Below are 22,593 nucleotides of genomic sequence, written 5' to 3'. Positions count from 1 at the left end.
CTTTTCATTTAAAAAGCTAGTTAATTGAAACTGCTTCTGTGATGACTTCTTCTAATAAAGACAGCCCTTGATTCAGCACGTCTTTATCAATATTCAGCGGCAGCATTAAGCGAATGGTTTGCCCTTTGACTCCACAGTTCATGATAAGCAGTCTTCTTTCCAGCGCTTTTGATTTAATGGCAGGAACATAAGCAGCTGCTGTTTCAACATGAAATTCAATGCCAATCATCATGCCAATTCCTCTAACCTCTTTAATAGCCGGTAAATGTCCGATAGAATGCTGAAGACGTTTCACAATATCGGCACCTACTTTTTCACTGCGCTCTACAAGCTTTTCTTCTTCAATGATTGAAATGTTAGCTAAAGCAGCTGCGCACGATACTGGATTTCCACCAAAAGTAGAACCATGTCCGGCTGTTGGCCATTTCTCATGCAGTTCTCGGCTTGCTACAATCGCTCCTAGTGGCATACCACCGGAAAGAGCTTTTGCTAAAACTAAAATATCTGGTGTGACTCCAGCATGTTCTGCGGCAAACATTTTTCCAGTGCGCCCGAATCCCGTTTGCACTTCATCAAAGATAAGCAGAATGCCATAATCATTCGCTATGTCTCTCAGTGCGCGTAAAAAGCTAGAAGGAGCAGGGTAATAGCCTCCTTCGCCCATGACTGGCTCAATAACAATCGCCGCTACGCGTGAAGGATCCACTCGCAGTTCAAACAGCTTTTGCAGTTGATTTAAGCAATATGCTTCCGCTTCTTCCTCGTCAATATTAGGAAGCTGACTTGGATACGGATAAGGCGCGTGATACACTTCTCCCAAAATCGGCTCGTAGTAGCTTCGGTACTTGGAGCTTGAAGCCGTAATAGCTGTAGCTCCTAATGTACGGCCATGAAAAGAACCTTCGAAAGCAATAATCGCTGGTCTGCCAGTGGCCGCTTTTGCTAACTTAAGCGCTCCATCAATAGCTTCTGCGCCTGAGTTTGAAAAGAAAACCGTATCTAAGTTTCCTGGCGTAATTTGCGCAAGTTTTTCCGCCAAATTCACAGCTGTTTCATAGTATCCGTAATTTAAACCGAGGTGAAGCAGCTGATCTGCTTGTTTTTTAATCGCTTCTACCATCTTTTCATGTGTATGACCTACTGCATTGACAGCTACTCCTGATACAAAATCAATGTATTCCGTGCCATCAGCTGTCCAAAATTTCGCACCGTGCGCTTTTTCAATAACAAGCTCTGTTACTCTTGTCATCACGGGTGATAAATGTTTTTTGCCTTTGATTTGAAGCTCTTCTGTTTTATTTTGCACTTTCATATGACTCATCCTTTCTTATGTGCTGATGAAAAATAGAAAACGCATGATCTAGCAATCTCACTACTTCATCAACTTCTGATTTCGTTATATTTAAAGGAGGACTAATAATGATATGTTCTCCTTTATGTCCATCTACAGATCCGGACCCTGGATAAAATACGCCTCCAAGCTCCATACAAATTTCATTGAGCTTTTCGCTGGCTGCTTCGCCTGGCTCGAAAAATATCTGTTGATTGGCGTCTTTCATTAGTTCTAATCCAATTAAAAGTCCGCGGCCGCGAATATCTGAAATATACGGATGCTTGCGCTGCAGCGCTACTAAACATTCCATTAAATACGCACCTTGAGTTTCTACATTTTGAAGGATATTTACTTCTTCATACATGTCCAAAGCAGCAAGTCCTGCCGCTATCGAAACAGGATGTCCACTGTACGTATAGCCGTGAAGGAATTTTCCGCCGCTATTTTCTAACAGTCCTTGAATCAGACGGTCATGAACAACCATTCCTCCTAAAGGAGCGTATCCTGCTGAAACTCCTTTACCAAACGTTAAAATATCCGGTTCGATTCCGAATTGTTCCACTGCAAAATCAGTTCCTGTTCTCCCAAAGCCTGTCATCACTTCATCAACAATCAAAAGAATGTCATAGCGGCTGCAAAGCTCACGTACTTTTTTGAAATAGTCAAGCGGAGGCACGACAGCTCCTTGCTGACTTCCTACAATCGGCTCTGCGATAAAAGCTGAAATATTTTCTGGACCAAGCTCTAAAATGGTGCGTTCAATATCGGTGATGCAGCTCCAGTTTTGATTTGCCACGCAGTCTTCTTGATTGCGATTATACGGACAGCGATGACAATAAGGAGAATAAACGTGCGCAAAATGTAAAAGATTAGGTGTGTAAGGATATCGTCTTTTTACATCTCCTCCAGCTGATAGTGCCCCTATCGTATTTCCGTGATAGGACTGCCACCTTCCGATTACGATGTGTTTTTGCGTCTTTCCGGCATCTCTGTGATATTGCCTTGCTAATTTTAATGCACTTTCATTGGCTTCTGATCCTCCTGATGTAAAATAGACTTTGTTTAAATGGAGTGGAGCCATTTTACCGATTTTTCCTGCAAGTTTATGCAAAACATCTGTTTCAAAACGTAATGTATGAACAAACGCCGCTTTTTTAGCCTGATCAGCCATCGCCTCGGCTATTTTTACAATGCCGTGCCCTAAGTTTGCCGCTACGGCCCCGGAGCAGCCGTCTAAATACTTTTTTCCTTGTTCATCTATTAAGTAGCTTCCTTGACCGTGCGTAATCATAGGGTACTTTTTTGTTAAATCTCTATGAAAAACATAATCTCTTTTTATTTCGTCCATCTTTCCACCACCATCGCCATTCCTAATCCTCCTGCAACGCAAATAGTAGCAAGGCCGTATCGTCTTTTTTGCTTGTGGAGCTCATGACACAGAGTTGTGATGATTCTTGCCCCGGAGCAGCCTAAAGGATGTCCAAGCGCAATTGCTCCTCCGTTTACATTCACTTTCTCTGATGTGATGTCCCATTCTCTTAAGCAAGCAATACTTTGGGCGGCAAATGCTTCGTTTAGTTCAATTAAGTCCATATCATTTAAGCTTAAACCGGCTTTAGTTAAAGCAATTTGCGAAGCAGAAACGGGGCCAATTCCCATTTCCTTTGGAGAGACGCCGGCTGCGGCAAACGACACAACCTTTGCCATAGGTGTTAATCCGAGGTGCTCAGCTTTTTCTTCCGACATCATCAGCAGCATCGAAGCGCCATCGTTTCTTCCGGATGAATTTCCGGCTGTCACCGTTCCATTTCTTTGAAAAACGGGCTTAAGCGTACCAAGCTTTTCTTTGCTAGTAAGACGAGGAAATTCATCTGTTGCAAAATGCCTCATTCCTTCTTTTACAGGAACCGGTATAATTTCTTCTTCGAACAAATCAAGTTCTATAGCACGCCTAGCTTTTTCCTGACTATAAAAAGCAAACTCGTCCTGCTCCGTACGGCTAATGCTATACTTTTCAGCAAGCCACTCCGCCGTCTGTCCCATTGTAAACGTTCCGTATAGCGTTTCAGGCTGTGATTTTGGCTGACTTTCTGTGTTAGAGTCATAGAGTGTTAAATCACCAACGTGAAAACCAAAACGAGTGCCTACCGTATAGTGCGGTGCTTGAGACATGCTTTCCACTCCTCCAGCTAATACCGTTTCGGCTTGACCTGATAAAATGGACATAGCGCCATTCATCACAGCCTGCATGCCTGAGCCGCACTGGCGGTGCACGGTATAAGCAGGAATACGTTCAGAGAATTGAGCTTTAAGCCCGGCTACTCTCGCTATATTAGGAGCATGAGCGCTTTGTTTCGTTTGTCCGACAATAATTTCATCAACAATCTCTGATGTATATCCGGCTGAAGACAAATTGTTTTTCATCACAAGAGAGACTAGTTCTTCTGGAAGCGTATCTGCAAGCGAACCGCCAAACTTTCCAATAGGAGTTCGAAATGCATTTACAATCACTGCCATTATGCCGTCACCTCATTGTCTTTGCTAAACAATGTAGAAACATGAAAAGAAGCCTCTGTTTTTTGTTTTACTTCCTCTAAAGAAACACCCGGAGCTGTTTCAAGAAGTTCAAGACCAAGATCGGTTACCGAAAAGACAGCTAATTCCGTAATAATCATATCGACTCGTCGCTCTGAAGTAAGCGGATAGGTTAAATTCCTAACTAGCTTTGACTCTCCTTGACTATTCGTATGAAGAGTCGTCACAATCACTTTTTTCGATCCTTCTAATAAATCCATTGCTCCTCCTACGCCAAGAACACTTTTCCCAGGGACAGCCCAGTTCGCAATTCGCCCTGCTTCATCTACTTGAAGCACTCCAAGAATGGATACATTCACATGACCTCCGCGTATCATCGCAAAAGAATCGGCGCTGTTAAAAAATGAGGCACCTTCCAAGACCGTGACGGGAAGCTTCCCAGCATTCACAAGCTCTGGATCTATATAGGTTTCTTCAGGAGTAGGGCCAACGCCGAGAATTCCGTTTTCTGAATGTAAAAACACGTGAACATCGGGTGAAATATAATTAGCAACCAAAGTAGGAATCCCTATCCCTAAGTTCACTACATCTCCGTGACAAAGCTCTTTTGCAGCGCGCCCAGCAATATATTGTTTGACGTTCATCTTATTTTTCTCCTTTCACTACGATATAAGTAACGTATAAATGAGGAGTGATAATTTCTTCAGGAGAAATTTGTCCAACTTCAACCACTTCTTCTACTTCAGCAATCACGATATCAGCGGCCGTTGCCATCATTGGATTAAAGTTTCTTGCTGATTTGCTGTAAATAAGATTTCCGAGTCGGTCTGCTTTTTTAGCTTTTATAAGCGCTACATCTGCGTGCAGCGATTCTTGCAAAACATATTTCTTTCCTTTTAATACTCGTTCTTCTTTTCCTTCAGCGAGCTGAGTCCCTACGCTCACAGGCGTGTAAAATCCTCCAATGCCCGCACCTCCTGCTCTAATAGCCTCGGACATTGTTCCTTGCGGGATAAGCTCCACTTGAAGTTCTTGTTGTTGATAGGCATGCACAACTTCAGGATTGGAAGTGAAATACGAACCTATAGCTTTTTTTACTTGTTTTCTTTGAACCAATATACCCAATCCTTTTCCAGGTTCACCGAGGTTATTACTAATAATCTCTAAATCTTTAAGGTTTGATTTGGCAATCGCCTCAATTAGACTGAGCGGGCTTCCTACAAGACCAAATCCACCTACCATAATGCGTGCGCCATCAGTTATTTTTCCTACTGCTTCTTCGCGCGTGATGATTTTGTTCATTTTGTTTCCTCCTTTTCTTTTTATATTTCACAGCGCTTTACACGAAAAAAACCAAGCAGGACACAATGACTCCCCAAAGAAACAGGGACGTCCCCCATTCTTTGTAAAGCGTGTGTGTCTGCTTGGTTTTAATAAGACCATGAAAAGAGGTTGTCTTCTCACTTTATTCTAACCAAACGCTATGTAATTTTTTGATTCACATTATCCCAGTAACGTTGGATTGCAGCCTGAAGCGCTACGATAATCGCCTGTTGAGATGGAGCAAAATAATAATTTTGAATACGTTCAATAAGAGGTTCAATTCCATCTGCAAGGCAGTAACCAATAAGCAGCTTCCGGAAAAAATTTTGCGTCAGCTCCGTAATAAACGTAAACTCAGCATTTACAATTTTATGCTCTGTCAGATCCACTTCTAGTACAATTCCCGCATGCTTATACATTTCATACATGGAAGTTCCCTGTGGAGCTTTTGCATATCCTGTCACAATGACTGTATTCAGTATTTGCATGCCCCTTAATCTCCTTTTAAAAACTATTTAATTACTCCGCACATTTACACTAATAATTCTGAAAGGTCAAATGAGACTAACTCATATGCTTTTAGTTATGTAAGTGCTTTCATTTTTAAAAAGATATGTTCTTACACAACTAATATTTCGCCTTTTCTAGACAAAATCCTTCTTTTCTTTTAAAAAAACTTTCTATTTTTTTATTTATTCGGCTTTATTGAAATTTATTCGAATCTCCATCAAACTTTTCATCTGCTATACGGATGGACTCTGTTGGGCAGCCTTCAAACGCATCTATTAAATCGTCTTCTAACTCTTGGGGCACTTCAACAGTGCCTTGATTATCATCAAGGATAACGAACGCAATTCCTTCATCATCATAATCATAAATATCAGGTGCCGCAGCTCCGCATGCGCCGCACGCAATACACGTTTCTTTATCGACTATTGTATATTTCCCCATGATCATTCTCCTAACTAAGTTTAAAAGTTATTACTTATTACCAGCCGCGTTCTTGCATACGATTTTCTGGTAATAATGATGAAATTTCAATTCCTTTCATTGCACTTCCTAGCCCTTTTGACAAGCTTGCAATGAGTTCATAATCTTGATAATGGGTTGTTGCCTCAACGATTGCTCGCGCAAATTTTTCAGGGTTGTCTGATTTAAAGATTCCTGAACCCACGAACACGCCGTCTGCTCCAAGCTGCATCATTAACGCTGCGTCCGCGGGTGTTGCTACGCCGCCTGCTGCAAAGTTTACAACCGGTAAGCGGCCTTCACGTTTAATTTGCAGTAATAGCTCATAAGGGGCACCTAATAGTTTGGCTTCTGTCATTAACTCGTCTTCATCCATGCCTACCACTTTACGTACTTGAGCGTTGACTTGGCGCATATGACGCACTGCTTCCACGATATTTCCTGTTCCTGGTTCGCCTTTTGTACGAAGCATCGAAGCACCTTCACCAATTCGTCTTGCTGCTTCCCCTAAATCACGGCATCCGCATACAAATGGAACCGTAAATGTACTTTTGTTAAGGTGATATTCCTCATCCGCTGGAGTCAACACTTCACTTTCATCAATGTAGTCTACACCCATTGCTTCTAGCACGCGTGCTTCAACTATATGGCCGATTCGGGCTTTTGCCATAACTGGAATGGATACAGCGTTCATCACTTCTTCAACAATTGTTGGGTCTGCCATACGAGACACACCGCCTGCTGCACGAATATCAGCTGGAACACGCTCCAATGCCATAACGGCAACAGCGCCTGCTGCCTCTGCAATTTTTGCCTGTTCTGCATTGATCACGTCCATGATAACGCCGCCTTTTTGCATTTCTGCCATTCCCCGCTTCACGCGGTCCGTTCCATTTCTCACCATATTCAATTCCTCCTTTATATGTTCAAACACTTATTATGCAACTTCCATGCCAGGGTTAAAATATAGAAAAAATTAGTAAAAAGTACTGATTTTTATGCCAAATTATTAAGCGGTTTTTAAAAATTTGGCAGGCGAAAGCCAATTTTTTAAACTAAAACAGCTTCCATCCCTATTAGAGACGGAAGCTGTTTTGTTAAGGAACTAACACTAATTTTCCGGTCGTTTTTCTTCCTTGAAGCAGACGATGTACATGTGCTGCTTCTTCAAGTGAAAATGTACCGCCCAGCATTAATTTTAACTGACCGGAATTCACGTAGTTTAATAGCTCATGCAGGCTTTGCTGATAAAGTGCTGGTTTTGCCATCATTTGAGGTAAGAAAAAGCCGAGAACCGACTGATTTTTTTCCATCAAGCGAGCAGGGTTAAACTTTACAGATTTTCCGCTAGCCATTCCGTAAAAAACGAGGCGCCCAAATGGTGCAAGACATTGAAGAGATTCATAGAATATATGCCCTCCTACCATTTCTAAAATAATATCGGCTCCTTTTCCTTCTGTTACTTCTAAAATCCGTTTTTCCCAGCCTGTTTCTGTATAGTTAATCACTTCGTCGGCTCCAAGCTTTTTTGCAAGCTCAAGCTTTTCTTTAGAGCTCGCTGTAGCAATAACTTTTCCAGCTCCAAAAATTTTCGCAAGCTGAACAGCTAGGGTTCCGACGCCGCCTGCTGCTGCATGAACGATGACGATTTCTCCTTTTTCAAGGCGACCCATTGTTTTTAAAATATGATAAGCCGTTAGTCCTTGAAGAGGCAAAGCAACGGCCTGTGTTAAATCCACATTCTCCGGCAACGGAATAAGGCCTCTTGAATCTGCCAGCGTGTACTCAGCGTATCCTGTTGCTCGATTAGATCCCAGCAGTGTCACGACTTTTGTACCTACTTTTATCCCTTGTACATCCTCGCCTACTTCAACCACTTCGCCTGCTACTTCAGAGCCTGGAATAAAAGGCAGCGGCGTTTCGACTACATATGCTCCTTCGCGCCGCGCAGCGTCGGCATAATTAACGCCAATTGCCGCAACTTTAATGAGCACATCTTTCTTTTTAGGTACAGGGCGTGCAATATCAATAACTTGCAGAACATCAGGCCCTCCATACTGCGTGAATTGAATAGCTTTCATCTTTTATATCCCCCTCTTATTTCCCTTGAAATAGTGGCTTTCTTTTTTCTTTAAATGCAGATATTCCTTCTTGATGATCCCTCGTTTCTACCATAAGAACTTGCGTTAGCCTTTCTTGTTCAAGCACTTGTTCTAGCGTTAAATGGAATGAATCGTTGACGATTTTTTTCATTTTTCCGTACGCTTTCGTTGTCCCTTGTGATAAACGGCTTGCAAAAGACGTAACCTCATCTTTCAACTGATCTAACGGCACTACACGGTTCAAAAAACCGGCTTTGTAAGCCGTATCGGCATCCAGAGGCTCTGCTAAAAATAGCAGTTCTTTAGCTTTGTGGGGGCCAACGACCTTTGTGAGAAAGTAAAGACCTCCTCCATCTGAAATCAATCCCACTTGAGAAAAGCTTAATACAAATCGGCTTTCTTGTGATGCGATGATAAAGTCAGAAGCGAGAGCTAAATTAAAAGCAGCTCCTGCTGCAAACCCATGAACTGCTGAAATAATTGGCTTCTCTAGATTTTGCATCGCTAAAATACATTCATTTAAACGGCCGATATGTTCATAAACATCAGCTCCCGATGCTTGACCCATCGTTTTTACATCGCCTCCGGCAGAAAACGAGCGCCCCGCTCCATTTAATATAACCACTTTAATAGACTCATCGCTTTGTGCCTGTTTTATTTCAGCTGTTAACTTTTCAATCATTTCCTCACTGAATGCATTTAAACGATCCGGTCGATTTAACGTTAAAGATAAAATAGTCCCCTGCTTTTCTACTACTAAATCACTCATAATTTCGACTTCCTCCTCTTTGCTTTGCATTAAACGATAAGCCACCCGCCGTCTACTAATAAATCACTTCCCGTCATATACGATGCCTCTTTAGACGCTGCAAAAGCAATAACATTTGCAATTTCATCTGGTTTACCTACACGTTTTAAAGCCGTATTTTTTTCGATTGCCTTAGTGAAGCGCTCATTTTCAAGTCCAGGCTGTGTTAAAGGTGTTTCTACGAATCCAGGAGACACAGAGTTTACTCTGATTCCGTGAGGTGCTAATTCAAATGCCATTGCTTTTGTAAAGTTGATTAAAGCAGCTTTAGCAGCGCTATAGTGGGGAATTTGCGCACCTGCTTTATGTCCTGAAAGAGAAGCGATGTTAACAATAGAGCGATTTTCTGCTATTTCTTCAGTTAAAAAAGGAATCAAATGTTTTGTTACAAGAAATACGCTTGTTAAATTGACGTCCTGCACCTGTTTCCACTGTTCAAGCGTTGTTTCTTTGATTGTGGAATTAACAGATCCGCCTGCGTTATTAATTAATAAATGAATTTGTCCGTACTTTTCTTTTATAAACTCAGCAAGCTCTTTGACGTCTTCTTCTTTCGTTACATCAGCTGGGAAAATATCTGTACATTTTCGTTCACACCGTGTGTCAATAGCGGATGCAGCCTGTATTAGTTTTTCTTTCGTTCGCCCGACAAGAATGACGCGAGCGCCTTCTTTCGCCATTCTTTGAGCGGTCGCTTCTCCAATGCCGCTTCCAGCTCCTGTAATAATAGCTATTTGCCCTTCAAAACGCATCATAATACCCCTCCTTATACAACATATCGTCCGCTGTCGATAAATTCACGGGCGATGTCTCGATTGCGCATGAACTCTCCTTCACTTTGCAAATCATTCATCCATTTTCCAAGAATTGTGCGGTACTGTCGGTGTTTTTCATCCGTTAACATCCCGTTTATTAATTGTCGAGCCTGCTTTTCAATTTCAAAGAGCGTTTCACTAACAACTGTTGCTATGAGCTTGCTTTTTAACGTTTCTTTTTCTTCTCCATTTCTGGTTACAGCTTTTTCCACGCGCAGCACAGATGACTCCATAGCGAATAGCCCAATAGCAATTTCTGCTAATTTCATCAGCGTTTCTTGTTCTTGCGCTAGATTTGTCTGAAACGTTTGGAATGCTGTTCCTAGCAATGCAAGAAATAAATGCCTTGTTGTAATAACAGCCTGCTTTTCTCGTGCTAGAAGTTCATTTGAAGATATTTCCCACTGACCGCTCATCAATTCACTAACGGCATGTTCTACTCGTTTGTTCAGCTCTATTTCTCCTTTGCCTGCTTTTTTTAGAAGCTGAGTTGGAAGCAAAAGGCGGTTGATTTCATTTGTACCTTCAAAAATACGATTGATGCGTGAGTCACGGTATACTTGTTCAATTTTATATTCTTGAATAAATCCTGCTCCGCCATGAAGCTGCAGCGATTCATCGGCAATTAAATCAAGAGTTTCCGATCCATACACTTTACACACTGAACATTCCATTGCAAATTCAGCCAGCTGTTTAGCTACTAACTTATGATTTTCACTTTCATATAGTCCACCAAGCGCTTCTTCTAGTAAACCAGCTGTACGGTACTGGATAGATTCAGATGCAAAAATACGAGCCGCCATTTTTGCTATTTTTTCTTTTGAAGCGTTAAATTCCGCAATAGCTGTTTTAAACTGCTTGCGTTCTTTTGTATAACCTAAAGCAAGTTCAAACGCATATTTCGCTGCGCCCATACATGCAGAACCTAAGTTAAAACGTCCAAGGTTTAAGACGTTCAGCGCAATTAAGTGACCTCTTCCTACTTGTCCAAGTACGTTTTCTACGGGTACTAAACAATCTTCATAAATAACCGGGCGAGTAGACGACCCTTTAATCCCCATTTTCTTTTCTTCTGGCCCGAGAGACAGTCCTTCAAAATCTTTTTCTACAATAAAAGCGGTAAAATGTTCTCCGTCTACTTTTGCGTATGTGATGAACGTATCTGAAAAGGCAGCATTGGTAATGTACTGCTTCATTCCATTTAATACATAATGCGTTTTTTCAGGATTTAATACGGCTTTTGTTTGGGCTGCAAGAGCATCAGAACCAGCTTCTGGCTCTGTCAAACAGTAGGCGCCAATATATTCACCGCTTGCCAATTTGGGCAAGTATTTTTCTTTTTGCTTTTTGGTACCAAAATACGTAATAGGAAGTGTCGCAATGCATGTATGATTAGAATGAGCGACTCCATATCCGCTTGTCCGGCCGATGATTTCACCGACGAGTCCTTTGCTTACTTTATCAAGACCTAGTCCTCCATATGCTTCTGGAATACTGTGAGCAAGAAGTCCGAGTTTGCCTGCTTTGTGCATCAATTCTACTACTTTATCAAAATCTTGCTGCTCAATGTCACTGTGGTAAGGGGCGACTTCTTTTTCAATAAACTGCTTTGCTGTCTGAGCGATCATACGATGCTCATCCGTTAAGTCTTCAGGTGTATAGACGTGCTGCGCAGATGTTTTTTTAAGTAAAAATGATCCGCCTTTTGCTTCGGTTTTCATTTCAGACATATCATTTCCTCCCCGTTTATTAGCTTTTTCTTCACTACCTTAGGAACTACAGAATAGACGTTTTTCCGGCTTACAAAGCCAATTTCGTCTAGAAAGCCATACTGAGTGAGCATTTCTCCTACGGCTGAGTGTTTCAATATTTCAACAGATGAATGCTCATAAGCCTTATACAAAAGCAGTGCGGCTTTTGCAGCATCCGTTAAATAAAATGTTTTTAGTTGCAGAAGACAGCTTATAAAGTACCCCGCTCCATATAAATCTTCTAGACAGAAACGATCGGATGAACCTGAACAAACCAATAAAACAGTTTCATCTTGACTTGGTTGACAAACAGCACTGGCAACCGCTTCTCCGTTTAACAGTGAAGCTGCATAGACATGTTTTGCTTTTTCAGCGTTATGAATGGCCACCGTTCCATTAGTGGTGGATAAAATAACCGTTTTATCTTGAACATGCTGCTTTATCGTGCTGGGGCTTGGATCAAAAAAGCCTTCAATCGTTTTCCCTCTATATTCGCCTACAAGCGCAATTTCGTCAGGATTATACGTTTTTGCTTTATTGCGCGCTTCTTCTTCGTTTTTTACGGGAATAACCTCTATTGCTCCTTGTTGTAAAGCAGCCGCAATTGTTGAAGTAGCCAATAAGATGTCAAATATAACGACCGTTTTTCCTTCTAGTTTTTTGGCAAGAAGCTCTTCTTTTTTGAGTATTACGTGAACTTTTCTTTTCATATATGCCCGCGTTCTGTATGCAGAGCATGAATAATCAGCGTTTTTACATACTCTCCAAATTGTGAAAACCGTTTGTCATTTGTTTGGCCTTTTTTATAACGGTAATAAATTTGCTGACAAATGACAGCAAGTTTGAAGTACGCAAACTTCAGGTAAAAGTCAATGTGTGACACATCTCGTCCGCTTTTTTTAGCATACGCTTCCACAAAATCTCGACGGGAATAAAAGCTTTTTTGCACAGTAACAGGTGGGTTCCCCAATCCTCTTTTTAAAAGTTCAGGGTCGCTGTCTTCCATCCAATAGCTCATCGCCACTCCCAAATCAGCAAGCGGGTCTCCAACGGTTGTCATTTCCCAGTCAAATAATCCTACAATTTTATTTCCATCCGGTGAAAATAACGTATTGTTAAGCTTATAATCATAGTGAATAATGGTTGAATGCTGTGAAGTGGGGATGTGTGTGGTCAACCATTTCTTTAGTGCTTCTACTTCCGATATGTCACTTGTTTTTGATTTTTCATAACGATGAATCCAGCCGTGTACTTGACGTTCTAAAAAACCTTCAGGCTTGCTGATTTCTTCAAGGAGCGTACCTTTATAAGGAACGTCATGAAGCTGAACAAGGACATCTACCATTTGTTCTGAAATACGACGGCAAAGTTGGCTCGTTTCTTTCACTTCTTTTGGAAACGCTGTGTCGATGAGAACACCGTGCTTTCGCTCCATTAAAAAAAAGGGTTTCCCGACCACCGTTTCATCTTCACAAAACACATTAGGCCTAGGAGCGAGAGGGAAAGATTTCGATAAAACAGATAAAATCTTGTATTCTCTTTCCATGTCATGCGCTTTTGGCGCAACTGGCCCAAATGGCGGGCGTCTCAACACCGCCTCCCACTCTCCGACTGAAAGAGCGTAGGTTAAATTGGACGCACCCGATCCAAATTGTTTGATTAAAAGAGGCTCTTTAGGTAAATCAGGAATCGAAACACGGAGAAACTGATGCAGTTTTTCCGTGTTTAATTCCTCTCCTTTTCGTACAGGAATGATTTGTGACATTCTTTTACCACCTGCTTTTTTATAGTTAAACAGCTACTTTATAATTCATCAAAAACTGCTTAATGTCCGCTGGAATAGAAACGCTTTTTTGTGCATCAAAATCAAAGTACACGATGACAGCTTCTCCTTTAGCAATCAGCGATCCCGTCTTGCTGTCGGTAATTTCATGGCCAATTGTAAAGCTTTTATTGCCGACATTAGATACAAAGGTTTTAATCGTTAACACTTGATTAAAATATCCTTGCGCAACAAAATCACATTTAGTAGACGCTAAAATATACTCCCACTTTTTTGTATGCATGGATGCTCCCATTTCTTCAAAAAAAGCAATGCGTGCCTCTTCTAAATAAATGAAATAGCTCGTATTGTTAATGTGACCGAGTGCGTCTGTTTCGCAAAAACGCACTTTGACCTGTGTTTCATACATGGTTTTCTCCTCCTTTACTTATGTGAAAAAACAGCGGGACGCTTTTCAATAAATGCTGATACTCCTTCTTTAATATCTTCTGTTTGAAAGACTTCTTCAAACAGCTCTGCCTCAAGTTCAAGACCTTCAGATAGTGTACGATTCATTCCTTCGTTTACCGCTGCCTTAATTCGAGAAAGTGACGGAAGAGAGTGACGGTTAAATTTCTTAGCCAGCTCTTTTGCTTTTTCGAGCCCTTTTCCTTTAGGCGTTACATGATTGGCAAAGCCTGCATGAAGTGCTTCTTCCGCCGCAACAGGACTGCCGGCAAACATCCATTCTTTAGCTTTAGATGCGCCGATTACGCGCGGAAGACGCTGAGTTCCGCCGCCTCCGGGAAACAATCCGAGCTTCACTTCCGGAAGACCGATTTGAGCATGTTCTTCGGCAATGCGTATATCAGCGGTTAGTGAAAGTTCGCACCCTCCCCCAAACGTTAAACCGTTTAACACGACAATTGTTGGTTTTTCAATGTTTTCAAGTTTTTGCAAAACACGATGGGTTTTCATAAACTCTTCTTTAATACCGCTTTGTCCCATTAGCTGTGGAAATTCTTTAATATCAGCTCCAGCCATAAACGCCCGGTCGCCCGCTCCCGTTAAAATGATTGTAATGACATCAGGATCTTTACTAAGCTCTTCATACGTTTCTTCAAGCTGCTGCACAACAGCCTGGCTCATTACATTTAAAGGCGGATTATCAATGGTTACAATAGCTGTTTTCTCTTCTTTTTCAATACGTACAAATTTTTTCATCATTGCTTCACTCCCTGTGTGTGGTATGTGTAAAAACCTTTTCCTGTTTTGCGTCCAAGCTCGCCTTTTTGAACTTTTTCTTCTATGCACGCAGCTGGCTTGTCCTCAGGGTCCCCTGTTTCGCTATAGCGCTGCTGCATCACAAAATATCCGACGTCAATTCCTGAGAGATCCATCAATTCAAAAGGACCGATCGGGTGATTGAGCGCTTTTTTGCAAATCGTATCAATGTCTTCAAAATCTGCGTATCCATTTTCGTAAAGGAAAACGGCTTCTTTTTGCAGCGCTCCTAAAATTCGATTGGCAATAAAACCTGAGATTTCTTTTTTCAGAAGGACTGCTGTGCGATTAATTTGCTTGCAAACTTCCATTGTCGTTTGAGCTGTTTGTTCACTTGTCTTTTCACTCATCACAACTTCTACGCAGTCCATTACAAGAGGAGGAAAAAAGAAATGCATGTTAACGATTTGCTCTGGACGGTTTGTTGCACTTGCAATAAGCGAGTTAACAATTGTTGAACTATTCGATGCTAAAATGGCGTGACTTGGTGCGTACTCATCTATTTCTTTAAAGACGCTTTGTTTTACATCTAACTTTTCTACAACAGCTTCAATCACAAAATCAGCACTTGAAACCGCTTCCTTTAATGTGCTTGTAAAAGACAACCTTTGAAATGCGGCTTCTTTAGCATCAGAGGAGATTTTGCCTTTGTGAACCCACTTGTCTATAATTGCTTCCAGCTTATTTTTCGCCTCTGTGAGTGATTGTTCATTCATATCTTGAATAATTGTTTCATATCCTCCAAGTGCACAAAGCATACCAATTTGATGTCCCATTTGTCCTGCGCCAATGACAGCAATACGCTGTATATCTTTACTATTCATGTTATAGCCTCCTTTTAATATAAAAGGAGAGAAAGAGCTTATACTTTCCCACCTTTTACGAGCACTGTCCAGCCTAGCAGCTACTGTGACTGAATACCTTTCATTAACATCTTATAAAAAATAGCCGCAACTTCTCGATCTGACTTTTCACCATCCGGCTGAAACCAAAAATAGCTCCAATTTGTCATTCCTAATATGCCTAGCGTCACGATATCTGAAGGCAAATCTGAACGGAACTGCCCTGCTTCCATTCCTTTTTCAATAATTTCCTGTACGTTTTCTTTAAAACGATCGCGCTTTGGAATGATTTGCTGTAAGTGTTCTTCACTCAAATGACGCATCTCTCGAAAAAACACTTTAGCTCGAAGACCTTCTTTCTCAATATCATGAACAAGTTTAAAAATAATGCTGTGCAGCTTTTCAGGATAAGATATTGTCTTATCTGCAAGAATCGTCTCTTGGTTTTCTATTAATCTTTCAATATATTGAAGGTGAATATCCATTAAAAGCTCTTGCTTGCTTTTAAAATAATAATAAAACGTTCCTTTTGTGACGTTTAATTCATTTACAATATCTTGAATAGACGTTTCTTTGAAACCTTTTTGAGCAAAAAGCTGAATGCTTCGTTCCATCATCAAATCTTTCATCGTCAAACCCTCTCTGTCTTTTCTCATTTTCACAAATTATACCATGGCTTAGAGGGAGCTTTTGAAAAAGTTTGTTTATGTTCAGCTTCTTTACATCGTTTCTTTCACCACTTCTTCTCGCAGTGCTCTTCGTAAAATTTTTCCTACATTGGTCTTAGGAAGCTCAGCGCGAAACTCAAAGATTCGCGGAATTTTGTAAGCTGCAAGATGATGTCGACAATAAGAAGTAAGCTCTTCTTCAGAAAGAGATTTTCCTTCTTTCACTACCAAAATCGCTTTAATTGTTTCTCCTCTGTAAGGATGCGGAACGCCAATGACAACGGCTTCTTTAATGTGGCTGTGCTCATATAAAACTTCTTCAATATCTCGAGGATACACATTAAAACCACTCGCAATAATCATATCTTTTTTGCGATCAACAATGGATAAATACCCATCTTCGTCTATCTGTCCAATATCTCCTGTGTACAGCCAGCCGTTTCTAAGCGCGTGAGCTGTTTCTTCAGGCTGATTCCAATAGCCCTTCATAACTTGAGGGCCTTTAATCACTATTTCTCCAAGCTCTCCTCTTGGCAGTTCTTTTGTTCCTGTAGCCACGTCTACAATTTTATAAGCAGTTTGCGGAACGCCAAGTCCGACTGTGCCTGGCTTTCGTTCACAAAACGGCAGGTTGCAATGGGTAACGGGGGACGCTTCTGATAAGCCGTACCCTTCTAACACTTTAGCACCCGTTTTTCGTTCGAACTCTTTCATCAGCTCAACAGGCATTGGCGCACTGCCGCTGTTGCAGATGCGAATACTTTCGATATTGTATTCTTCTGCCCGCGGATGATTGGTAATTGCGACATACATAGTTGGCACTCCAGGAAAAATACTAGGCTGCTCTTTTTTGATTGTATTTAGTACTTCTTCTAAATCAAAACGCGGCAATAGCAATATTTCATTTCCGCAAAGAATTGATAAATGCATACAGGAAGTCATGCCAAATACGTGAAACAATGGAATAACGGTTAAGCATTTTTCTTTTCCTAATTCAATATCATGCTTAAATATTTCGTATGATTGAACTGCGTTTGTGTAAATGTTTGTATGTGTAAGCATCGCACCTTTAGATGGTCCGGTCGTTCCTCCCGTATACTGAAGAACAGCAATATCGTGTGCTGGATGGATGACCGGCTGATTAAATTCATGCTTAATGGTTAGAAAATCTAAGAAGGAAAGGTCTGGTGATGCAGGAACAAAAGGTTTTTGCAAGCTGACGGTTATCGCTTCTTCTATCTCAACACGATTCCTTATCTCTTGAAGTCTCGTATAAAAATCATCGAGTAGAATTATTTTTTTTGCGCCGGAATCGTGTAAAATATGCTCTAGTTCTTGTTCGACAAGCATGGGGTTGACCTGAGTGACAATGCCGCCCGCTGCTACAATGCCAAAATAGCTTATTATATATTGCGGACAATTTGGCAGCATAATTGCTACACGATCTCCTTTTTTAATCCCTTTTTTCTGCAGTGCTCCTGCAAATACGCGAACTGAGTGGTACAGCTCCTGGTACGTTAACGTATGCTGATACATGCGCGTGGCTGTGTGAGCAGGATAACGTTCGGCTGTTTCTTTCAGCATATCAAATAGTGAAATATCTTCGATGTGAATGTCATGAGTGTAGGTTTCTGGATAAGGTGTAAACCATTTTTTAACGTCTTCCATTGAGTAACTCCTTTCTTATTCACATAGCATGAACTCCACCGTCTACTGTCAGAATATCGCCCGTAATATAATTAGACGCTGCAGAAGCAAGAAAAACAGCCGCTCCTTTTAAATCAGCTTCGGAGCCAAAGCGTTTTAAAGGGGTTTGACTTAGAAAATAATCTTTTCCTTGTTCCATAATCGCACCTGACATTTTAGTAGGAAAAAATCCCGGCGCAATTGCATTAACTTGAATATTATGCTGTCCCCATTTGACAGCTAAATCTTTCGTGAACGTAATGACCGCTCCTTTACTCGTGTTGTACCCGATTGTATCCATATACTGAGGGTCCGTTCCTCCAAGACCCGCAATTGAAGCAATGTTAATAATCTTACCAGCTTTTTGTTTAATCATTTCTTTTCCAGCTTCTTGTGACATTAAAAACGTGCCCGTCACATTAATATTCATCACTTTTTGCCATGCTTCAAGAGGCATTTCTTCAGCCGAAGCTCCCCACGTAGCTCCGCTGTTGTTAATTAAAATATCGATGCGTCCAAATGTTTCAATCGTTTGATGCACGACATTTTTAATATCTTCAGGCTGACTGATGTCGCATGCTAAAGCGAGGGTTTTTACGCCCATGGTGGCCAATCGATCAGCCACTTGCTGACATGCTTCTTTTTTTCTTGAGCATAGAACAATATTTGCCCCTGCCTCTGCAAGCCCTTCTGCCATTTGCTCTCCTAATCCTCTGCCTCCTCCGGTAATAATAGCTGTTTTTCCAGTTAAATCAAATAGATCCTTTATGTGCATAGGTTGCCTCCTGTTCTTGATAGGATTTTAGCTCAAGTCTTGCAAGCTGTGCTTTGTGCACTTCGTCTGGACCATCGGCAAGGCGCAAAGTGCGGGCATTTGCCCAAAGTGCCGCAAGCGGCGTGTCTTCTGAAACACCTGCTGCTCCAAATGCTTGAATGGCACGATCAATGACTTTTAAAGCCATAGCAGGAGCTATTACTTTAATCATGGCAATTTCTTTCCGCGCTTTTTTATTTCCAACTGTGTCCATCATATAAGCAGCTTTTAATGTTAATAAGCGAGCTTGCTCAATTTCAATACGCGATTCTGCCACCCATTCTTGAATAACCCCTTGCTGAGAAAGCACCTTATTAAATGTAGAACGAATTTGAATACGCTTACATAATTCTTCGAGCGCTCTTTCAGCTGCTCCTATTAGACGCATGCAGTGATGAATACGTCCAGGCCCTAATCTACCTTGAGCAATAGCAAACCCTTTTCCTTCGCCTAAAAGCATATTGGATGCTGGCACACGCACATTGTCATAATGAATTTCAGCATGTCCATGAGGAGCGTGATCGTATCCAAAGACTGGCAGCATTCGTTCAATTTTAACTCCCGGAGTATTTAATGGAACTAGAATCATAGACTGCTGTTCATATTTAGATGCGTTAAAATCGCTTTTTCCCATGACAATAGCAATTTTGCAGCGAGGATCTCCCGCACCTGAAGACCACCATTTTCTTCCATTGATTACATATTCATCGCCTTCTCTTACAATACTGCACTGAATGTTTGTGGCATCAGAAGAACCTACATCTGGTTCTGTCATAGAAAAGCAGGAGCGAATGTCTCCATTTAACAGAGGCTTTAGCCATTTTTCTTTCTGTTCAGGCGTTCCGTATCGAACCAGCACTTCCATATTGCCAGTGTCAGGAGCTCCGCAGTTAAAAGCTTCTGGTCCAATAATAGAACGGCCCATAATTTCGCAAAGAGGAGCGTATTCTACATTTGTTAGACCTGCTCCGTATTCGCTTTCTGGCAAAAATAAGTTCCATAGCCCGGCTCGCTTTGCTTTTTCTTTTAACTCTTCCATGATTGGAGGAACAGTTGACCATCTAGATGGCTGTTCATTCAGCTGTTGTTCGTATAGCCGTTCATTTGGATAAATATGCTCTTCCATAAAAGAGCTCAATTCTTTTTGCAGCTTCACTACTTTGTCAGAGTAAGAAAAATACACGGTAGTCCCTCGCTTTCATTTACTTACTAACCGGTTGGTATGTTACATATTCATCATAAATGAAGGGAAATAATTCAGCAAGATATTTTTAGAAAAATTCTAAATATTATATTATTCAGAAATAAAAAAAAGAGAGGTTGTAACCTCTCTTTTTACGCGGATGTCATTTCCTCAAATACGGCTGATACTTTTTCAAACTCATCATCATCTTCAATTGAAGACCATTCACCATCATCTTCAATTTTTAAAAAGAAAACATCAATTTCTTCTTCTGTTTCAATTAAAACTTCTTCCACAAACGCAACGGCAATATAATCGTGGCCTTCAATCGTCATTTTTCCAAGCACTTCAATATCTTGCTCTTGATCATTTTCATCTAAAATTGTAAAAATCTCTCCCGTTTCAATACGTTCCATCGTATTCCCTCCTATTTTAACCTCATTATTCGTTCACTAACATGTATTCCCCTTTAGAAAAGGTTTCATGCTTATAAAAGTAGAATCTACTTTTTAAAAGGCAAAAGAATGTCTACGGTAGTTCCTTTTCCAAGTTCACTTACAAAGTTAATTTCTCCTCTATGTTCTCGAATGATCTTATAGCACACCATCAGTCCAAGCCCCGTTCCTTTCTCTTTCGTACTATAAAAAGGTTTTCCTAAATGCTGCATTCGTTCCTGCGTGATGCCTGGCCCCTCGTCGCTAAACCGGACAACAAGGTTCTCCTGATTAAATCTTTTTAGTTGAATCGTTACAGTTCCTCCACTTGGCATAGATTCGACGGCATTTTTAAATATATTGCTAAAGACCTGTTTTAACTGGTTTTCTTCGCATAATACGAGAGGAAGATGAAGATCAATCTCTTTCTTTACGTGAATTTTCTCTGTAATCCCCTGCACCTCAGCTAGCTTTAACGTGTTCTCTAAGATATCTTGGACGTGTTTGTCTTTGTAGGTTTTCGCCTGAGGCTTTGCAAGACTCAAGAACTCGTCGGCAATCAATTCGATTCTATCTAACTCATGATTTATCATTTCTACATAGTAAGGCTGACCGCTCGTTTCTTCTAATAACTGCATAAATCCTTTTACCGCTGTTAGAGGGTTTCTGATTTCGTGAGCGATACCCGCTGCTAACTGTCCGACTAAGGAAAGCTGAGCGGATTCACGCAGCAATTTTTCAGTTTTTTTACGTTCTGTAATATCACGAAACAAAACTTGAATGGCCTGCTTTCCCATATACGGAATAGGAAAGGCAATGGTTTCGGCATCAATCGTATGACCGTCTTTATGAATAAACTTTTCTTCCTGCAGATCCACAGATTTATTTTCTGTTTTCATTCGATAAATTCGCTGTTTTACAACATCATAGTAATCAGGGTGAACAAACTGATAAACACAAGCTCCTAATACATCTTGAGGATTCTTGTATCCTAGTGCTTTAGCTCCTGCAGGGTTGATATAATCAATTTTACCTTCACTATGAACGATAATTGCTTCCGGGGATAACTCAATCAAACTTCGGTAGCGCTGTTCGCTTTCTTTTAAAGCCGTCTCATCCTGCTTGCGCGATGTTATATCTCGATAGACAAACGCAATGCATAACGGCCAATCATTCATATTTTCAACGCGAAATAGTGTGACGCTTACATTAATTAAATGCCCGTCTTTATGCTGTCTTACCGTCTCAAATTCCGTTTTCGATTCCCCTGATTGAATAGTCTTGTGAAGTTCGCACACGGGCTCCTTTAAAAACGAAGGTATAATCGGAAGAGGCTTTTGATGAATTTCTTCAAACGTCCAGCCAAATGTATTCTCAAACGCAGGGTTCACTTGAAGCGTTTTACCCTCTAAGTCAACGATAGCAACAGCATCTGCGTTATGATAAATAAAAGGCTGAATCTGTTCTTTTTTCTCTTGATAAGTAGTTATATTAACGCAATGTCCCATAATTTCAGGCTTTTCTGTGTAAGATAAAGGGGTTAAGTTTACTACATAGCGTTTATCATTTATTTGAAGCTCGTACATAAGCGTTTTCTTTTTATTTAGCGCTTCGAAAAAATGCTCATACGAGACCCATTCTTCTAGAGGTATTTTTTGCTCAGAAACGCTTTCTCCTTGATACATACTGTAAACAAGGTGGTCACCTTTTTGTTTGTAAGCAAATATGATTCCTAGAGCCTCAGCTGAATGATTTTCTGCATGTAATCGGACTATTTTTTTATTTTCGTTCATCGTTCATATTTACCTACCCCTCACTAGCATCTTTCCTAATCGTTCTCATTCTCTTAATTTTACATGAGGCGTTTAAAATTTACTAGATAAAGAAGCAGATATTTTCCATTCATTCACATAAAAAAAGCGCCTGTATAGGCGCTTTTTTATGTGAATAGGAATTACTTTGAATGATGCATTTTATGACAGTGCCGCTTCGGAACAAACCCATTTTTCTCCATATGCTGATAGCGATTTTCCATATGTGAAGAAATGTTTTGACTCTCCGTTTTGCTTAGCACGCCGTACTCCACATATTTTGAAAGTATTTCTTTCTTTTTTTCGAACATTTCTTTGTACAGAACGGATAATTCCTGCTTTTGCTGAGACGTCAGCTGCACGTCTTTTGTTTCTGGCTGAGGATTGTTTTCCGCTAATACAGGCGTCCCGCTCATAAATAAAAAAGCTGCTGCTGCACTTATCATAACCTTTCGCAAACAATCTACTTCCTT

General features: G+C 40.8%; 24 protein-coding genes. All 24 read right to left on the bottom strand.

Annotated features, from left to right (window positions below; all coding sequences use genetic code 11):
• Positions 1-16 precede the first annotated feature (16 nt).
• Positions 17-1,312, bottom strand: coding sequence for an aminotransferase class III-fold pyridoxal phosphate-dependent enzyme (locus NST66_RS10420; protein WP_034266166.1), 1,296 nt, complete (start codon positions 1,310-1,312; stop codon positions 17-19).
• Positions 1,296-2,681 carry an aminotransferase family protein gene (locus NST66_RS10415; protein WP_033578986.1) on the bottom strand — a complete coding sequence of 462 codons (1,386 nt, stop codon included), beginning with the start codon at positions 2,679-2,681 and terminating at the stop codon, positions 1,296-1,298. Before NST66_RS10415 ends, NST66_RS10420 begins: the two co-directional genes overlap by 17 nt.
• Positions 2,669-3,850: a thiolase family protein gene (locus NST66_RS10410; RefSeq protein ID WP_049164550.1), complete on the bottom strand. Its 1,182-nt coding sequence runs from the start codon at positions 3,848-3,850 to the stop codon at positions 2,669-2,671. The genes NST66_RS10415 and NST66_RS10410 overlap by 13 nt, the downstream gene beginning before the upstream one ends.
• Positions 3,850-4,512, bottom strand: coding sequence for a 3-oxoacid CoA-transferase subunit B (locus tag NST66_RS10405; protein ID WP_274863891.1), 663 nt, complete (start codon positions 4,510-4,512; stop codon positions 3,850-3,852). Before NST66_RS10405 ends, NST66_RS10410 begins: the two co-directional genes overlap by 1 nt.
• Position 4,513: 1 nt before the next feature.
• Complete coding sequence (locus NST66_RS10400; protein ID WP_028413338.1) at positions 4,514-5,170, bottom strand: CoA transferase subunit A; 657 nt, start codon at positions 5,168-5,170, stop codon at positions 4,514-4,516.
• A gap of 179 nt (positions 5,171-5,349) precedes the next feature.
• Entirely contained in the window at positions 5,350-5,679 is a 330-nt protein-coding gene (locus NST66_RS10395) for a DUF3870 domain-containing protein (RefSeq protein ID WP_013057066.1), read from the bottom strand.
• Positions 5,680-5,893: 214 nt separating this feature from the next.
• Positions 5,894-6,142 (bottom strand): ferredoxin, encoded by a 249-nt coding sequence (locus NST66_RS10390; protein WP_013057065.1) that lies wholly within the window; start codon positions 6,140-6,142, stop codon positions 5,894-5,896.
• Positions 6,143-6,179: 37 nt separating this feature from the next.
• Positions 6,180-7,064: a pyridoxal 5'-phosphate synthase lyase subunit PdxS gene (pdxS, locus tag NST66_RS10385; RefSeq protein ID WP_014460089.1), complete on the bottom strand. Its 885-nt coding sequence runs from the start codon at positions 7,062-7,064 to the stop codon at positions 6,180-6,182.
• Between the two features lie 193 nt (positions 7,065-7,257).
• A complete protein-coding gene (locus tag NST66_RS10380; protein ID WP_049164545.1) occupies positions 7,258-8,241 on the bottom strand; it encodes a quinone oxidoreductase family protein in 984 nt (327 codons plus the stop codon).
• Positions 8,242-8,257: 16 nt separating this feature from the next.
• The gene (locus NST66_RS10375; RefSeq protein WP_340843302.1) at positions 8,258-9,031 is read right to left on the bottom strand and encodes an enoyl-CoA hydratase/isomerase family protein; all 774 of its coding nucleotides are present in this window, start codon (positions 9,029-9,031) and stop codon (positions 8,258-8,260) included.
• Between the two features lie 29 nt (positions 9,032-9,060).
• Positions 9,061-9,822, bottom strand: coding sequence for an SDR family NAD(P)-dependent oxidoreductase (locus NST66_RS10370; RefSeq protein ID WP_049166364.1), 762 nt, complete (start codon positions 9,820-9,822; stop codon positions 9,061-9,063).
• A 14-nt stretch (positions 9,823-9,836) separates the two neighbouring features.
• Entirely contained in the window at positions 9,837-11,615 is a 1,779-nt protein-coding gene (locus NST66_RS10365; protein WP_049164538.1) for an acyl-CoA dehydrogenase family protein, read from the bottom strand.
• Positions 11,603-12,346 (bottom strand): 2-phosphosulfolactate phosphatase, encoded by a 744-nt coding sequence (locus tag NST66_RS10360; protein ID WP_099330998.1) that lies wholly within the window; start codon positions 12,344-12,346, stop codon positions 11,603-11,605. The genes NST66_RS10365 and NST66_RS10360 overlap by 13 nt, the downstream gene beginning before the upstream one ends.
• Complete coding sequence (locus NST66_RS10355) at positions 12,343-13,401, bottom strand: phosphotransferase (protein ID WP_099330997.1); 1,059 nt, start codon at positions 13,399-13,401, stop codon at positions 12,343-12,345. Before NST66_RS10355 ends, NST66_RS10360 begins: the two co-directional genes overlap by 4 nt.
• Positions 13,402-13,426: 25 nt before the next feature.
• A complete protein-coding gene (locus tag NST66_RS10350) occupies positions 13,427-13,828 on the bottom strand; it encodes an acyl-CoA thioesterase (RefSeq protein WP_033578978.1) in 402 nt (133 codons plus the stop codon).
• A gap of 14 nt (positions 13,829-13,842) precedes the next feature.
• Positions 13,843-14,625: an enoyl-CoA hydratase gene (locus NST66_RS10345; protein WP_049164532.1), complete on the bottom strand. Its 783-nt coding sequence runs from the start codon at positions 14,623-14,625 to the stop codon at positions 13,843-13,845.
• A complete protein-coding gene (locus NST66_RS10340; protein WP_099330996.1) occupies positions 14,622-15,506 on the bottom strand; it encodes a 3-hydroxyacyl-CoA dehydrogenase family protein in 885 nt (294 codons plus the stop codon). Before NST66_RS10340 ends, NST66_RS10345 begins: the two co-directional genes overlap by 4 nt.
• 80 nt (positions 15,507-15,586) lie before the next feature.
• On the bottom strand, positions 15,587-16,153 hold the full coding sequence (locus tag NST66_RS10335) for a TetR/AcrR family transcriptional regulator (RefSeq protein ID WP_028413348.1): 567 nt from the start codon (positions 16,151-16,153) through the stop codon (positions 15,587-15,589).
• 90 nt (positions 16,154-16,243) lie between these two features.
• Entirely contained in the window at positions 16,244-17,860 is a 1,617-nt protein-coding gene (locus NST66_RS10330; protein WP_340843301.1) for a long-chain-fatty-acid--CoA ligase, read from the bottom strand.
• 19 nt (positions 17,861-17,879) lie between these two features.
• Positions 17,880-18,653 carry an SDR family oxidoreductase gene (locus tag NST66_RS10325; protein ID WP_033578975.1) on the bottom strand — a complete coding sequence of 258 codons (774 nt, stop codon included), beginning with the start codon at positions 18,651-18,653 and terminating at the stop codon, positions 17,880-17,882.
• Positions 18,631-19,875: an acyl-CoA dehydrogenase gene (locus NST66_RS10320; RefSeq protein WP_328132313.1), complete on the bottom strand. Its 1,245-nt coding sequence runs from the start codon at positions 19,873-19,875 to the stop codon at positions 18,631-18,633. The genes NST66_RS10325 and NST66_RS10320 overlap by 23 nt, the downstream gene beginning before the upstream one ends.
• Positions 19,876-20,027: 152 nt before the next feature.
• Entirely contained in the window at positions 20,028-20,291 is a 264-nt protein-coding gene (locus tag NST66_RS10315; protein ID WP_013057050.1) for a DUF1292 domain-containing protein, read from the bottom strand.
• A gap of 86 nt (positions 20,292-20,377) precedes the next feature.
• Entirely contained in the window at positions 20,378-22,102 is a 1,725-nt protein-coding gene (locus tag NST66_RS10310) for a PAS domain-containing sensor histidine kinase (RefSeq protein WP_340843300.1), read from the bottom strand.
• A gap of 161 nt (positions 22,103-22,263) precedes the next feature.
• A complete protein-coding gene (locus NST66_RS10305; RefSeq protein WP_028413353.1) occupies positions 22,264-22,578 on the bottom strand; it encodes a YckD family protein in 315 nt (104 codons plus the stop codon).
• Positions 22,579-22,593 lie beyond the last annotated feature (15 nt).

Origin of the sequence: Priestia sp. FSL W8-0524 (genome assembly GCF_038005965.1) — a bacterium.
GTDB classification, from domain to species: domain Bacteria; phylum Bacillota; class Bacilli; order Bacillales; family Bacillaceae_H; genus Priestia; species Priestia zanthoxyli.
This window is presented reverse-complemented; position numbering and strand designations above follow the sequence as displayed.